At 66.0% G+C, this 13,331-nt stretch carries 14 protein-coding genes and 1 pseudogene; 10 read left to right on the top strand and 5 right to left on the bottom strand.

The window, feature by feature from the left end; genetic code table 11:
- Positions 1-62 precede the first annotated feature (62 nt).
- The 10 genes and pseudogenes from CSC73_RS15350 to CSC73_RS15305 all read left to right on the top strand — a co-directional run bounded on the left by CSC73_RS15350 (position 63) and on the right by CSC73_RS15305 (position 9,807).
- On the top strand, positions 63-677 hold the full coding sequence (locus tag CSC73_RS15350; RefSeq protein WP_163841961.1) for a hypothetical protein: 615 nt from the start codon (positions 63-65) through the stop codon (positions 675-677).
- 18 nt (positions 678-695) lie between these two features.
- Positions 696-1,250, top strand: coding sequence for a cob(I)yrinic acid a,c-diamide adenosyltransferase (locus CSC73_RS15345; RefSeq protein WP_163841958.1), 555 nt, complete (start codon positions 696-698; stop codon positions 1,248-1,250).
- Between the two features lie 31 nt (positions 1,251-1,281).
- Positions 1,282-2,190, top strand: a complete 909-nt coding sequence (locus CSC73_RS15340) for a histone deacetylase family protein (protein WP_163841956.1) — start codon at positions 1,282-1,284, stop codon at positions 2,188-2,190.
- A 137-nt stretch (positions 2,191-2,327) separates the two neighbouring features.
- Complete coding sequence (gene lptD, locus CSC73_RS15335; RefSeq protein ID WP_163841954.1) at positions 2,328-4,745, top strand: LPS-assembly protein LptD; 2,418 nt, start codon at positions 2,328-2,330, stop codon at positions 4,743-4,745.
- Between the two features lie 5 nt (positions 4,746-4,750).
- Positions 4,751-6,094, top strand: a complete 1,344-nt coding sequence (locus tag CSC73_RS15330) for a peptidylprolyl isomerase (RefSeq protein ID WP_163841952.1) — start codon at positions 4,751-4,753, stop codon at positions 6,092-6,094.
- Positions 6,095-7,075, top strand: a complete 981-nt coding sequence (gene pdxA / locus CSC73_RS15325; RefSeq protein WP_163841949.1) for a 4-hydroxythreonine-4-phosphate dehydrogenase PdxA — start codon at positions 6,095-6,097, stop codon at positions 7,073-7,075.
- Positions 7,072-7,860, top strand: a complete 789-nt coding sequence (rsmA, locus tag CSC73_RS15320) for a 16S rRNA (adenine(1518)-N(6)/adenine(1519)-N(6))-dimethyltransferase RsmA (RefSeq protein WP_163841945.1) — start codon at positions 7,072-7,074, stop codon at positions 7,858-7,860. The genes pdxA and rsmA overlap by 4 nt, the downstream gene beginning before the upstream one ends.
- A gap of 81 nt (positions 7,861-7,941) precedes the next feature.
- Positions 7,942-8,322: a Co2+/Mg2+ efflux protein ApaG gene (gene apaG / locus CSC73_RS15315; RefSeq protein ID WP_163841943.1), complete on the top strand. Its 381-nt coding sequence runs from the start codon at positions 7,942-7,944 to the stop codon at positions 8,320-8,322.
- A gap of 10 nt (positions 8,323-8,332) precedes the next feature.
- Positions 8,333-9,168: pseudogene (locus tag CSC73_RS15310) on the top strand (symmetrical bis(5'-nucleosyl)-tetraphosphatase); the annotation flags it as partial.
- Between the two features lie 18 nt (positions 9,169-9,186).
- Positions 9,187-9,807, top strand: a complete 621-nt coding sequence (locus CSC73_RS15305) for a DUF1287 domain-containing protein (protein WP_425502336.1) — start codon at positions 9,187-9,189, stop codon at positions 9,805-9,807.
- A gap of 76 nt (positions 9,808-9,883) precedes the next feature.
- On the opposite strand, the gene CSC73_RS15300 is transcribed toward CSC73_RS15305, so the two are convergent.
- From CSC73_RS15300 to CSC73_RS15280, 5 genes are all read right to left on the bottom strand, one after another.
- Entirely contained in the window at positions 9,884-10,387 is a 504-nt protein-coding gene (locus tag CSC73_RS15300) for a dihydrofolate reductase (RefSeq protein WP_163841934.1), read from the bottom strand.
- A complete protein-coding gene (locus tag CSC73_RS15295) occupies positions 10,384-11,001 on the bottom strand; it encodes a YqhG/Tai3 family protein (protein ID WP_163841931.1) in 618 nt (205 codons plus the stop codon). The genes CSC73_RS15300 and CSC73_RS15295 overlap by 4 nt, the downstream gene beginning before the upstream one ends.
- The gene (locus CSC73_RS15290; RefSeq protein ID WP_163841928.1) at positions 10,953-11,747 is read right to left on the bottom strand and encodes a thymidylate synthase; all 795 of its coding nucleotides are present in this window, start codon (positions 11,745-11,747) and stop codon (positions 10,953-10,955) included. The genes CSC73_RS15295 and CSC73_RS15290 overlap by 49 nt, the downstream gene beginning before the upstream one ends.
- Complete coding sequence (lgt, locus tag CSC73_RS15285) at positions 11,744-12,646, bottom strand: prolipoprotein diacylglyceryl transferase (protein ID WP_163841925.1); 903 nt, start codon at positions 12,644-12,646, stop codon at positions 11,744-11,746. Before lgt ends, CSC73_RS15290 begins: the two co-directional genes overlap by 4 nt.
- Before the next feature lie 155 nt (positions 12,647-12,801).
- Entirely contained in the window at positions 12,802-13,293 is a 492-nt protein-coding gene (locus tag CSC73_RS15280; RefSeq protein WP_163841922.1) for a TPM domain-containing protein, read from the bottom strand.
- Between the last annotated feature and the right edge of the window lie 38 nt (positions 13,294-13,331).

Here is a 13,331-nt window from a genome sequence, read left to right as displayed (position 1 = left end):
ATAAGCCCGCTGCGACGGGCTCTCCGTTAGAATGGCGGCTGAGCTTCCCGGACAGGCCTTCCATGAACACCACGACCCAGCGCGCCATCGTCTTCACCCTGATCGCCTCGTTGTTGCTGGCGACGCGGCTGAACCTGCCCGCTTCCCTGACCCATCTGGGCCCGATCCCGGATGCCTCCTGGGCCGCGTTCTTCCTGGGCGGTTTCTACCTGCGCGGCTGGACGCGCTGGGCGTTCCCCGTGTTCATGGCGCTGGCGGTGCTGGCGGACTACGTGGTGATCAGCGGCCAGGGCATGGATTTCTTCGCCCATTACTGCATGTCGGCGGCATACTGGTTCCTCATCCCGGCTTACTTCGCCCTCTGGTTCGGCGGCCTGCTGGTGCGCCGCTACTACGCCTCGACCGAAGGCGCTGAAAGCAACGGCAAGGTGCTGGCGGTGCTGGCCGCAAGCCTGTTCGGCTCGGTGGTGCTCTGCCATCTGCTGAGCCAGGGCAGCTTCTACTGGATCAGCGACAGCGTCGCCGACCCGAGCTTCGCCGGCTGGTGGAAGAACTACAGCGACTGGTTCGTCCCCTACCTGCGCACCACGGCGATCTATGCCGGCCTGGCGGTCATCGTCCATGTCGGCGTGACCCAGGCAGCGCGTCTGCGGGCGCGGGCCAAAGCGCCGCGCTGAGCCGCGCACAGGTGCCTCGTGGGTAACCGCCTGTCCAAGATCTACACCCGCACCGGCGACGACGGCACGACCGGTCTCGGAGACGGCACCCGGGTCGGCAAGGATTCGGCGCGGGTCAATGCCTATGGCACCGTGGACGAAGCCAATTCCAGCATCGGCGTGGTTCTTGCGGCGCAGGTGCCGGACGATATCCGTGCGCTGCTGACCACCGTGCAGCACCAGCTGTTCGACCTGGGCGGCGAACTCTGCATTCCCGGGCACGCGGCGATCAATGCCGAAGACGTGGACGTGCTGGAACGCCAGTTGGACCGGTACAACGAAGCCCTGCCCCCGCTGAAGGATTTCATCCTGCCGGCCGGTGGCGAAGCCGCTGCGCGCTGTCACCTGGCGCGCACCATCGTGCGCCGCGCCGAACGCGAGACCGTGACCCTGGCGCGGCACGACGCCGTGCGGCCGGAAGCCATCCGCTATCTCAACCGGCTCTCGGACCTGCTGTTCGTGCTGGCGCGGGTGCTGGCCCGGGCCGACGGCCAGGGAGAAGTGCTCTGGAACCACGAACGCCGGCACGCTTGAGCCGACTCGCCTCAGCACTTCGTCCAGCAACATGATCATCTACACCCACCCCGCCTGCCTGGCCCACGACCCCGGCCCGGAACATCCGGAGCGGCCGGCCCGGCTGGAAGCGGTGCTGGCCGGACTGCGCGCCGAACACGGCGATCTGGACTGGCGCGAAGCGCCGCTGGCCAAGCTCGGCGACTTGCGGCGCGTGCATAGCGAGGCGTTGCTGCGCGAGGTGCTGGACAGCGATTTCAGCGGTTACCGCATGCTGGACCCGGATACGGTGGCCTGTCCGGAGTCGCGCGCCGCCGCGCTGCGCGCCGCCGGAGCCGCGGTGGCGGCGGTGGATGCGGTCATGCTGGGCGACAGCCGGACCGCGTTCTGCGCGGTCCGCCCGCCCGGCCACCACGCCACGGGCGACAACGCCATGGGTTTCTGCCTGCTCAACAACGTTGCGGTGGCGGCTGCCCATGCCTGCGACCGGCACGGACTGGAGCGCGTGGCCATCGTCGATTTCGACGTGCACCACGGCAACGGCACGCAGGCCATCTTCTACGAGGAGCCGCGGGTCGATTATTTCAGCACCCACGAGTCGGGCATCTATCCCAACAGCGGCACCCCGCGCGAACGCGGCGTCGGCAATGTCTTCAACGCCTTGCTGCCGCCGGGGACCGGCGGCTTCCGGTTCCGCAACGTATGGGCGGACACCCTGTTGCCGGTTCTGGACGACTTCCGTCCGCAGCTGCTGCTGATCTCGGCCGGGTTCGACGCGCACATGCGCGATCCGCTGGCCGACCTGATGCTGGAGACCGAGGATTTCGCCTGGCTGACCCGGCAATTGCGGGCCATCGCCGATCGCCACGCCTCGGGCCGGATCGTGTCTTTGCTGGAAGGGGGCTACGACCTGGAAGCGCTGCGCGAATGCAGCGTGGCCCACGTGAACGAGCTGCGCTGACGCCGGGCGGCGGCCGTCCGCCCGGTGCGCATGATGAACCTCGCCCGAAACCCGACCGGGGCTTTCATTGCCCGTATGCTGGGGATACGGCAAGCTAGCGGCCGCTTTTGACCTTCTCCAGACGAGCCATACACCGCGTGCGCCCAGCCCTCCGCCTGCTCCCGCTGCCGTTCAGTATCGCTTTGTGCCTGCCGGCGCTGGCCGAGGACAAACCCGACAACTGGGATCTTTGCCCGATCATCGACGCTATACCGGCGTTCGACCAGGCCGAAGCGCCCAAGCCCGGCACGACCGCCGCCGAGGCCAGAGAACAACGAGCCACTCAGCCAACCGCCATCGAAGGCGACCGCCAGACCGGCACCGACGTGAACATGGCCTATGAAGGCAACGTCGTATTGCGTCGCGGCGACCAGTTCCTCAATGCCGACAACCTGAAGTACGACCAGGAAACCGACACCTACGTCGCCGATGGCAACGTGCGCTACCAGGACAGCACCATGCGCGTGATCGCCGCGCGTGCGCACGGCGACCAGAACACCGACACCCACGAAATCGAGGACGTGCAGTACCAGCTGGTCTCGCGCCGCGGCAACGGCGGCGCCGAAAGCATCGACCTCACCGGCGCCAAGGGCCGCTTGAACGGCTCCACCTATTCCACCTGCGATCCCCAGCAGCGCGTGTGGGAACTCCGCTCCAACCGTATCGATGTGGACACCGACGAAGGCTGGGGCGTGGCCCGCGACGCCACCATCCGCATCGGCAAAGTGCCGGTGCTGTACGTTCCGTGGATCAAGTTCCCTATCGACGACCGCCGCCATACCGGCCTGCTGTATCCGGCCGTCGGCATGTCCGGACGCAACGGCTTCGATTACCGCCAGCCGATCTACCTGAATCTGGCGCCGAATTACGACGCCACCATCATCCCGCGCTACATGAGCGACCGCGGCGTTTCGCTGGGCGGGCAGTTCCGCTATCTGTACGAAGGCGGGCGCGGCACGTTCGACCTCAACTGGATGCCGACCGACGATCTGGTCAAGGACCGCGAGCGCGACTACGCCAACGGCACCGAGGTCGACATCTACGGCGACCCCTTGCGCAGCAAGAATCGCGGCATGTTCCGCTACAGCGGTTCGCACAACCTCAACAGCGAATGGCAGGCGCGCGCCGACCTGGCTTGGGTCAGCGATTCGCGTTACGTCGAGGATTTCGCCAACTCGCTCTATGGAGTGTCGGCCACTTCGCTGGTCAGCACGCTCGGACTCTACGGCCGTGGCCGTTATTGGACGGCCGGCGCCATGGCCGATGTCTGGCAACTGTCGGACTACACGCTGACCGAAGGCTCCCTGCCCTACAACCGCCTGCCGCGCGTCTACTTCAATTGGGAACAGCCGTTCGGGCGCTGGTTCACCGCTGGCATCGATGCGGAGGCCGTCCGCTTCCAGCACAACCAGGTGCTCGACGCCAACGGCCTGAACACCACGCCGGGCGGCAGCCGCCTGGACCTCAAGCCTTTCGTGTCGATGCCCCTGCAAGGCGCCTCCTGGTACATCACGCCCACGCTGGCCTGGCGCTATACCAGCTACAAGCTGGACGAGGAATTCAGCGCCGACCCCCGTTTCACCGACACCAGCCCATCGCGCAGCCTGCCGATCGCATCGCTGGATGCCGGCTTGTTCTTCGACCGCGACACCGAGATCAAGGGCGAGCGCTACCTGCATACGCTGGAGCCGCGCCTGTTCTATCTGAATGCCCCGTACCGCGACCAGGACGGCATCCCGATCTTCGACACGCGTCCCTTCACTTTCAGCTGGGGCCAGCTGTTCCGCGACAACCGCTACACCGGCCCGGACCGCCAGACCGACGCCAACCAGCTGACCCTGGCCTTGACCAGCCGCCTGCTCCGTCAGGCCGATGGCCACGAGAAGCTTTCCGCGAGCCTGGGCCAGATCTTCTATTTCGACGAATCGCGGGTCACCGCTCCCGGCGAGCTGCCGGTGGAAAGCGGAAAATCCGCCTGGGTCGCCGACCTCAACTACGCACCGACCGATCGCTGGACCATCGGCGCTTCCTACCAATGGAATCCCAAGTTCCGGCGCGAAGATCTGGCCAGCCTGCGCGCGCGCTATCTGCTGCCCGACGACGGCGTGGTCAACCTCGGCTACCGTTACCGCCGCAACGTCTCCAATGGCGCCGATCTGCTCGAACAGGCGGATTTCTCGTTCCTTTACCCCATCACGCCCACCTGGAGCGTGGTCGGCCGCTATTACTACTCGATCCTGGACAAGAAGCCGCTGGAAGCCCTGGCCGGCGTGCAATGGGACAGCTGCTGCCTGGCCGTACGCGCGGTCGTGCGCCGCTACGTGCGCAACCGCGAAGGCGACCTCAACAACGCGTTCCAGGTCGAGTTCGTACTCAAGGGTCTCGGCTCGGCCGGTCAGAACACGGAGCGCACCTTGCGCCGTGCTATTCTCGGCTACTACCGCGACGACCTCTATCTCGTCCCGCCAAGCAACACTACGCCGGACCCCGACGACAACGATTCCGGACCGGAATGAACCCCATGAAGACTATGACTATCCGACTGCTCCTCGCCGGCGTGCTTGCCGCGCTGTTGGCGTCCACGCCCGTGGCCGCCCAGAACCTGCAACCGCTGGACCGTATCGCCGCGGTGGTCAATGAAGACGTGATCCTGCAGAGCGAGCTCGACCGCGCAGTGAAGAACGTCACCGCGCAATACGCCAACCAGCCCGGGCAGCTGCCGCCGCGCGAAGTGCTGGAGCGCCAGGTGCTGGAACGCCTGGTACTGGTGCGCCTGCAGGTCGCGCGCGCCGCCGAAACCGGTATCCGGGTCAGCGACGACGAGTTGAACAATGCCGTCGCCGCCGTCGCCCAGCAGAACGGCGTGTCGGTCGAGGCGCTGCGCCAGCGACTGGCGGGAGAAGGCGTTCCCTTCGCAGACTTCCGCAGCTCGGTCCGCGACGAGATCACCGTGCAGCGCCTGCGCCAGAGCTTCGGCCAGAGCCGTATCCAGGTCAGCGAAGCCGAGGTCGATGCGGCCATCGCCGCGCAGGCCAACAACACGCAATACCATCTTGCCCACATCCTGGTCGGCCTGCCCGAGGGCGCCACCGCCGAGCAGATCGCCACCGGACAGAAGAAGATCGAAGGCGTCAAAGGCCTGGTCGACAGGAACGAACTCGATTTCCCCGCCGCCGCCGTGCGCTACTCGGACAGCCCCAACGCCCTGGAAGGCGGCGACCTGGGCTGGCGCAGCCTGGACGAGATTCCGGGCGCCTTCGCCCAGATGCTGAAGACCATGAGCCCGGGTCAGGTGGTCGGTCCGATCCGCGGCCCCAGCGGCTTCCAGCTGCTGAAGCTGGTGGAAGTGCGCGACGGCAGCCAGGCCGCAGCCAAGACCGTCACCGAATACCACGCCCGGCACATCCTGGTCCGCGTTACGCCGGTGCAGGACGCCGCTGCGGCCAAGGCCAAGATCGATACCTTGCGCGCGCGCATCGCCGGCGGCGCCGACTTCGTCGAGGTCGCCAAGGAATCCTCCGAAGACGCCAACAGCAAGAGCGAAGGCGGCGATCTGGGCTGGTTCGAGGCTAACGCGTTCGGGCCGGCCTTCGGCAAGGAAATCACCGGCACCGCCGATGGCGGCGTTTCGGCGCCGTTCCGCACCGAGGCGGGCTGGCACATCGTGCAGCGCATCGGCCAGCGCCAGACCGACGTGACCAGCGCCACCCAGCGCGCCCAGGTTCGCGAGACCATCGGTCGCCGCAAGCTGGAAGACGAATACAACCGTTACCTGCAGGAACTGCGTGGCGAAGCCTACGTCAATGTCCGCAACGGCAAGGGCGACGGCGAAACCCCGGCCCCGGCTCCCGCCAGCGGCGGCTGAGTGAAACCCGGGCTCGCGCTGGTTCCGGGCGAGCCGGCCGGCATCGGTCCGGAATTGTGCGTGCGCCTGGCGCAGCAGCCGCGCTCGGATTGCACGCTGCTGGCCTTCGGCGACGCGGACACCTTGCAAGCCGCCGCGCGCGCCCTGGATCTGCCGCTGCGCCTGCTTGAAGCGGGCGATGCGGCGAGCCTTCCCGGCGATCTGCGCCTGCATCCGGTTCCCAATGCCGTCGCCAACCGTTTCGGCAGCACCGCGCCCGACAACGCGCGCGCGGTGATCGATGCGCTGAATGCCGCTTCCGACGCCTGCCTGCGCGGGGAACTGGAGGGACTGGTCACCGGACCGGTGCACAAGGCCGCGATCAACGCCGGCGGCATCGCCTATACCGGCACTACCGAGCTGCTGGCCGAACGCGCTGGCCGCAGCGTGGTGATGATGCTGGCCAACGACATCGTGCGCGTGGCCCTGGCCACTACCCATCTGCCGCTGCGTGCGGTGGCCGATGCCATCGACGCGCGCACGCTGGAACGGGTGTTGCGCATCACCGAACAGGCGCTGCGCGACGATTTCGGAATCGCGCGACCGGTCATCGCCGTGCTGGGGCTGAACCCGCACGCGGGCGAAGCCGGGCATCTGGGCCGCGAAGAAATCGAAGTGATCGAACCGGTGCTGGAGACACTGCGCAATGAGGGCATGCGCCTGGTGGGCCCGCTGCCTGCCGATACCGCCTTCCTGCCGAAGAAACTGGCCGGCTTCGACGCGGTGCTGGCGATGTACCACGACCAGGGCCTTCCGGTACTCAAGTACAGCGGTTTCGAGCGCGCGGTGAACCTGACCCTGGGCCTGCCCTACCCGCGCGTCGCGGTGGACCATGGCACCGCGCTGGACCTTGCAGGCAAGGGCGTCGCCGATCCCTCCAGCCTGTTCGCCGCAGTGGAAACCTGCGCGCGCATCGCCGCGCAACGTAAACTCGCCGGATGAATTTCAAGGCGCCGCCCAAGAAATCCCTGGGCCAACACTTCCTGACCGACCGCGGCATGATCGAAATGATCGTGCTGGCGGTGAACCCGCAGCCGGGCGACCGGCTGGTGGAAATCGGCCCCGGCCAGGGCGCGATCACCCTGCCCCTGCTGCGCAGGCATGGCCAGCTGACCGCCATCGAATTCGACCGCGACCTGGTGGTTCCGTTGTCGCAGGCCGCCCATGGCGTGGGCCAGCTGACCGTGATCCACAAGGACGTGCTGGAAGTGGACTTCACCCGCATGGCCGGCGAGGAAAAACTGCGCCTGGTCGGCAACCTGCCCTACAACCTGTCCTCGCCGATCCTGTTCCATGCGCTGGACCATGCGGCGGCGGTGCGCGACATGCACTTCATGCTGCAGAAAGAGGTGGTGGACCGCATGGCCGCCGGACCGGGCAGCAAGGTCTACGGCCGCCTCAGCGTCATGCTGCAAGCCTATTGCGCGGTCACGCCGCTGTTCGATGTGCCGCCCGCGGCCTTCCGGCCACCGCCGAAGGTGGATTCGGCGGTGGTTCGGTTGATACCGCGCGCGCCGGAGACCATCGGCGTGAACGATCCCAAATGGTTCGCCGAAGTGGTCCGCGCCGCGTTCGGCCAGCGGCGCAAGACCTTGCGCAACGCACTGATGGGCACGTGCACCACCGAGCAGATCGAAGCCGCGGGACTGCGCGCCGATGCGCGCGCAGAGCAGGTGGAAGTAGAGGGCTTCGTGCGTCTGGCCAATGGGGCGGGGAATAGGGAATAGGGAGTCGGCAAAACTCCTTTTCCGCTTTATCCATTCCCCATTCCCGATTCCCCATTCCCGTTTTTTGCATACACTGTGGGCATGAGCCCTTCCGACTACGCCATCGCCATCGACGTAGCCACCCGCTTCCTCGACGACCAGTCCGTACCCGAGGACGGGCGCTTCGTTTTCTCCTACACCATCCATATCCGCAACCGCGGCAAGGTGCCGGCGCGCCTGCTGGGGCGCCACTGGATCATCACCGACGCCAACGGCAAGATCCAGGAAGTGCGCGGGGAAGGCGTGGTCGGCGAACAACCCTGGCTGCGTCCCGGCGACGATTTCGAATACACCTCCGGTGCGGTCCTGGAAACCGCGCTGGGCACCATGCAGGGAAGCTACGACATGCTCGCCGACGACGGCACCCGCTTCGACGCGCCCATCGCGGCCTTCACCCTGTCCGTTCCGCGTACGGTGCATTGAGGAACGCCGCGTGAGCGTCTGGGCCATCGGCGACCTGCAAGGCTGCTACGACGCCACCCAGCGCCTGCTGGAACGCCTGCGTTTCGATCCGGCCGTGGACAAACTGTGGTTCTGCGGCGATCTGGTCAACCGCGGCGGCCAGTCGCTGGAAACCCTGCGCCTGGTGCATTCGCTGCGCGCCAACAGCGTGGTGGTGCTGGGCAACCACGATCTTTCGCTGCTGGCCATAGGCGAACGCACGCCCGACGAGCAACGCAAGGTCAACACCGACCTGCAACGGATCGTATTGGCCGACGATCGCGACGAGCTGCTCGCCTGGCTGCGCATGCAGGAGCTGGCCCACGTGGACCGCGAACTGGGCTGGATGATGGTCCATGCCGGCCTGGCGCCGAAATGGACCACCGCACTGGCCGAAAAGCATGCGCGGGAAGTCGAAAAGCAGTTGCATGGCGACGGTTACCGCAAGCTGTTCCGCAACATGTACGGCGACAAGCCCAACTGGTCGCCGCAGCTGGGCGGCTACGACCGTTCGCGCGCCATCATCAATGTGCTCACCCGCATGCGTTACTGCACGCCGCGGGGGCGCATGGCCATCGAGGAAAAAGGTGGCCCGGGCACCCAGGCCCAAGGCCTGTACCCCTGGTACGAAGTGCCGGGCCGCGCCCAGCGCGACCTGAAGATCGTATGCGGGCATTGGTCCACGTTGGGCCTGATGATCGGCCACGGTGTGCACGCCATCGATACCGGCGCCGTATGGGGCGGCAAACTGACCGCCTTGCAGCTGGACACCGACGAACTGCGGCTGGTGCAGGTGGCCGGGCGGGACGTGCCGCCGCCGGCATGAAGCCGCTTCGCGTCGGTGCGATGGTGTCGCTCGCGCTGCTCGCCGCTTGCCGTCCTTCGCCGCCAGAACAACCGCAAGCCGAGTCTGCGCCCGTCGCCGCCGCCGCGGTCCCGGCGGCGTCGCCTCCGTTGGTGGCCGCAGCGCGCCGGCAGATCGGCGTGACGCTTCTATACGATCCGGCCTATGTCGAAATGCCCTACCCCGGCGGCGACGTGCCCGCCGAGCGCGGCGTATGCACCGATGTAATCGTGCGTGCGCTGCGTGCCGGCGGCTTGGACCTGCAGCAGTCGATCCATCAGGACATGCGCGCGCACTTCGCCGACTATCCGCAGCAATGGGGCTTGCAAGCACCCAACCGCAGCATCGATCACCGCCGCGTGCCCAACCAGATGCGCTGGTTCGAACGCGTAGGGTGGTCGCGGACGATCACCGCCAATGCGGCCGACTACGCGCCTGGCGATATCGCCGCCTGGAAGCTCAACGGCAGCGGTTTGTTGCATATCGGCATCGTATCCGACCGCAAAGCCGCGGACGGCACGCCGCTGGTCATCCACAACATCGGCAACGGCACGCAGGAAGACGACATTCTGTTTCGGCACGCGGTGATCGGGCATTACCGGCCGGTGCTGAGCGGTCTGTAGGTCGGGGCTACGCCCCCGACGTACGTGCAGCCCGCAGTTTCCGTGCGTCGGGGGCGTAGCCCCGACCTACTCGCAGCTATTTGCGGACGTAGTCCACGAACTCGAACGCGAACGCGTGGCGCTCGTCCGCCGCGTGTGCCTGGCGCGACACCACGTTCCATTCCGATGCATCGAACGTCGGGAAGAACGCATCCGCATCCTCCACTACCGTTTCGACGTGGGTCAGATCCAACCGGTCGGCGAACGGCAGCGTCAAAGCGTATATCTCCCCGCCTCCGATGACGCACAACTCGGTCGCCGATTCATCGCCTGCAACTTGCACCGCACCTTCGATCGATCCCACCGCCCGCATGCCGTCGAAAGGCGTCTGCCCCGACCGGGTCAGCACCAGGTTGGTCCTGCCCGGCAACGCGCGCCCCAGCGATTGCGCGGTCTTGCGCCCCATCAGCACCGGCTTGCCCAAGGTCAGCGCTTTGAAGCGCTTCAGGTCGTCGGGCAACCGCCAGGGCAGGTCGTTGCCCTTGCCGATCGCATGATTGCGATCCAGCGCCGCCACCAATACGACCGCAGGCCGGGTCATTCGGATTCCAGCGCCTGCTTGAGCTGTCCTTTGGATGCGAAATCCCAATCGCCGCCGTAGCGAACGTCATCCAGGCGCCAGCGCCCTTGTTCGCAGCGCAGCAGCGCCTGGTCCTTCCAGCGGAAAGCCTCCGATCCGGTTTCGCTATGCACGAATCCCACCTCGACGACCGCACCGTCGCCGTTGGCGACCGCGGACGCCGACTCCAGAGCGCTTGGACCTTCGAACAAGCTGGTGAACAGGCTGCCTTCGATGAAATCGGGTTTCTCGTCCGGATGGGCGACGATGAACGCCTGCTGGCGGACGCGGGCCTTCTCCACTGCAGCGCGCATCGATGAAGTCATCAACGGCGCCAGCTTGACCATGCTTTCGCTGGAGGGCAGACCGCTGGAAGCATCGGCCATGACTCTGGAATAGAAGTCCCGCGCGGCTTGCGCCGCATCGCCACTCCTGCACGCAGTGCCCGCGGCTTGCGACGCGCTATCTTGCGCGGCGACGGAAGCGCTCTTTTCCGCATGCCGCTGGCAACCGAGCGAGGCCAGCGCAATCAGCACCAGCGCCGCGATCAGACTGCGACGGGTGCTTTGATGGCCGGCAGCGGGTTGTAATCGCATATCTCAATATCCTTATAGTCGAACGCAAACAGATCCGTGATTTCTTCGTTGAGCCGCAATGCCGGCAAAGACTGCGGCTGGCGGGCCAACTGCTCACGCGCCTGCTCGTAATGGTTGGAGTACAAATGCGCATCGCCCAGAGTGTGCACGAAATCACCCACTCCAAGCCCGCACGACTGTGCCACCATGTGCGTGAGCAGCGCATAACTGGCGATATTGAACGGCACGCCCAGAAAGATGTCGCCGCTGCGCTGGTACAGCTGGCAACTGAGCTTGCCTTCCACCACGTAGAACTGGAACAGCGTGTGGCACGGCATCAGCGCCATCTTCGGCAGGTCGGCCACGTTCCATGCCGAAACGATCAGGCGACGCGAATCGGGATTGCGCTTGATCTCCTCCACCACCCATTTGATCTGGTCGATCTCGCCGCCCTCGGCGGTGGCCCAGCGGCGCCATTGCTTGCCGTAGACCGGGCCCAGCTCGCCGTTTTCATCGGCCCACTCGTCCCAGATGCCGACCTTGTTTTCCTTCAGGTAGGCGATATTGGTTTCGCCCTTCAGGAACCACAGCAGCTCATGCACGATGGAGCGCAGATGCAGCTTCTTGGTGGTGACCAGCGGAAAACCTTGGTTGAGGTCGAAGCGCATCTGCCAGCCGAACACGCTGCGGGTGCCGGTGCCGGTGCGGTCCGATTTTTCCGTACCCTGCTCAAGCACGTGCCGCAGCAGATCCAGATATTGCTTCATGCTTGCTTCTGTCCTTCATGCGCCCCAGTGGGAACGACCGGTTGCAGAACGGGAGAACGGCGCGACAGCCAGAACAGGAACAGGCCCAGCGCGATCAACGGCAGGCTCAGCAACTGGCCCATCGTCAGCCAACCGAAAGCAAGATAACCGATGCCCTCATCCGGCACGCGCACGAATTCCACCAGGAAACGGAACACACCGTAGAGCAGCGCGAACATTCCCGAGACCGCATAGCGCGGACGCGGCTTGCGCGAATACCACCACAGCACGCAGAACATCACCAGGCCCTCCAGGAACGCCTGATAAAGCTGCGAGGGATGGCGTGCGAATCTGTCCAGGGCGCCGGCGGCGTATTGGGCCTGCAGCTGCGCAGCGTCCAATCCGAGCTTGAGCACATTGGGATCGGTGCTGGGGAAAATCACTCCCCAGCCGGCTTGCGTGTACTTGCCCCACAGCTCGGCGCCGATGAAATTGCCGATGCGCCCGAAGCCCAACCCGGCCGGCACCAGCGGCGCCACGAAATCCATGGTGTCGAAGAAATGCATCTTCTGCTTGCGCGTCCACCACAGCGCCGCGGCCATCACGCCCAACAGGCCGCCGTGGAAACTCATGCCGCCTTCCCACACCTTGAAGATCATCAAGGGGTTGTCGAGGAACGCACCGAACGAATAGAACAGGATGTAACCGATGCGTCCGCCCAGCACCACGCCCAGCATGCCGTAGAAGGCCAGATCCGACAGTCCGTTCATGTCCACGCCCGGCAAGCGGCCAGCGCGGATGCGCTGGCGCCCCAGCCACCATGCGCTGACGAAGGCCAGCAGGTACATCAGTCCATACCAGTGGATCTTGAGCGGGCCGAGAGAAAGCGCGATCGGGTCGATCTGGTGGAGGTAGGTCATGTGGCCTGCGAAGGGTTGGGCAAGACCCTATTTTGCCCGAGTACCGCAGCCAGCGCCCGGCCTGTAGGAGCGGGCCCTGCCCGCGACGCTCTTCGCATGATGCCTGCCAAGCGAGAGCGTCGCGGGCAGGGCCCGCTCCTACAGGACAACAGCCGTCAATCCAGGATCAGCGGCCGGTTGGGCAGTTCGTCGCGATCCGGCGTGCCGTCGATCTGGGGGAAATGCTCGGCCAGCAGGTCCGATACCGCCTCGATACCCCGGACCACCGCCTGCTCCGGCTCGCCGGCCTGCATGCGTTCCTCCATCAGCAGGCAGACGCCGCGCCATTGTTCGGCACTGACCAGGCCGTTCAGGCCGCGGTCGGCCACGATCTCGATGCGGTGATCGGCCAGCAGCAGATAGATCAGCACGCCGTTGTTGGCTTCGGTATCCCAGGCGCGCAAGCGCGCGAAGGCGGCCTCCGCGCGGGCGCGCGCCTGTACGCCGCGCAGCACCATGCCGGGAGAAAGTTCCGATTCGACCGCGAACAGGATTTCGCCGCGGTGCTGCAGTTCGCCCGCGGCGATCGCATCGGCGATCCGGTGCAGGCTGTCCTCCGGAAACAGGTGGCGCGCCGAGCGCGCGAAGACATGGCGGAGAAGTCGCATCACCAGCTCCCCGAGGCACCGCCGCCGCCGGACATGCC

It is taken from the genome of Pseudoxanthomonas sacheonensis (genome assembly GCF_010093305.1).
In the GTDB taxonomy this organism is placed as follows: domain Bacteria; phylum Pseudomonadota; class Gammaproteobacteria; order Xanthomonadales; family Xanthomonadaceae; genus Pseudoxanthomonas_A; species Pseudoxanthomonas_A sacheonensis.
Note: the sequence above shows the minus strand (reverse complement) of the source record. Positions and strands in the feature narration are given on the sequence as shown.

Excerpts from the sequence above, each read along its gene's own strand:
- lgt (WP_163841925.1), bottom strand. The coding sequence starts at position 12,646 with ATGACCTACCTCCACCAGATCGACCCGATCGCGCTTTCTCTCGGCCCG.
- CSC73_RS15330 (WP_163841952.1), top strand. The coding sequence starts at position 4,751 with ATGAAGACTATGACTATCCGACTGCTCCTCGCCGGCGTGCTTGCCGCG.
- CSC73_RS15280 (WP_163841922.1), bottom strand. The coding sequence starts at position 13,293 with ATGCGACTTCTCCGCCATGTCTTCGCGCGCTCGGCGCGCCACCTGTTT.
- CSC73_RS15305 (WP_425502336.1), top strand. The coding sequence starts at position 9,187 with ATGGTGTCGCTCGCGCTGCTCGCCGCTTGCCGTCCTTCGCCGCCAGAA.
- CSC73_RS15300 (WP_163841934.1), bottom strand. The coding sequence starts at position 10,387 with ATGACCCGGCCTGCGGTCGTATTGGTGGCGGCGCTGGATCGCAATCAT.
- CSC73_RS15350 (WP_163841961.1), top strand. The coding sequence starts at position 63 with ATGAACACCACGACCCAGCGCGCCATCGTCTTCACCCTGATCGCCTCG.
- rsmA (WP_163841945.1), top strand. The coding sequence starts at position 7,072 with ATGAATTTCAAGGCGCCGCCCAAGAAATCCCTGGGCCAACACTTCCTG.
- CSC73_RS15295 (WP_163841931.1), bottom strand. The coding sequence starts at position 11,001 with ATGCGATTACAACCCGCTGCCGGCCATCAAAGCACCCGTCGCAGTCTG.
- apaG (WP_163841943.1), top strand. The coding sequence starts at position 7,942 with ATGAGCCCTTCCGACTACGCCATCGCCATCGACGTAGCCACCCGCTTC.
- CSC73_RS15290 (WP_163841928.1), bottom strand. The coding sequence starts at position 11,747 with ATGAAGCAATATCTGGATCTGCTGCGGCACGTGCTTGAGCAGGGTACG.
- CSC73_RS15340 (WP_163841956.1), top strand. The coding sequence starts at position 1,282 with ATGATCATCTACACCCACCCCGCCTGCCTGGCCCACGACCCCGGCCCG.